Source organism: Micromonospora yasonensis, from assembly GCF_026013475.1.
GTDB classification, from domain to species: domain Bacteria; phylum Actinomycetota; class Actinomycetes; order Mycobacteriales; family Micromonosporaceae; genus Micromonospora; species Micromonospora yasonensis.
In genome coordinates this window covers 1-300 of record NZ_JAPDPH010000503.1, presented here as the reverse complement: position 1 = coordinate 300, position 300 = coordinate 1, and the positions used below count along the sequence as shown (strand labels likewise).

Sequence of the window (300 nt, the reverse complement as noted above, 5' to 3'; positions counted from 1 at the left end):
GGCCTGGGGACGCCGGCGCTGAGCGACTCGATCAGCTTGACCATCAGCTCGCGGCCCGCGGCTGGGTCGGGGTGCCGGTAGGCGGCGATCATCCGCTGGTAGATGCCCCAGGTGGCTTCGACCTCGACGTGCTCATCGATGGCGAACAGGGCCGTGAGTCGGGCGGCCTGCTTGTCGGTGAGCAGGTCGGCACCGGTGTGCAGGGTTCGCCGGGCACGGTAGAGCGGGTCGTTCTTACGGCCGCGGCGGCCGCGGGTGGTCTGCTGAACGCGGCGGCGGCAGTCGGTGAGGGCGTCGCCG

The 300-nt window shown here is 72.0% G+C and carries 1 protein-coding gene; it reads right to left on the bottom strand.

Annotated elements, in window-relative coordinates:
* A partial coding sequence (locus ONA70_RS36560; RefSeq protein WP_265011033.1) for a transposase occupies nt 1-300 on the bottom strand: 300 nt, incomplete at both ends.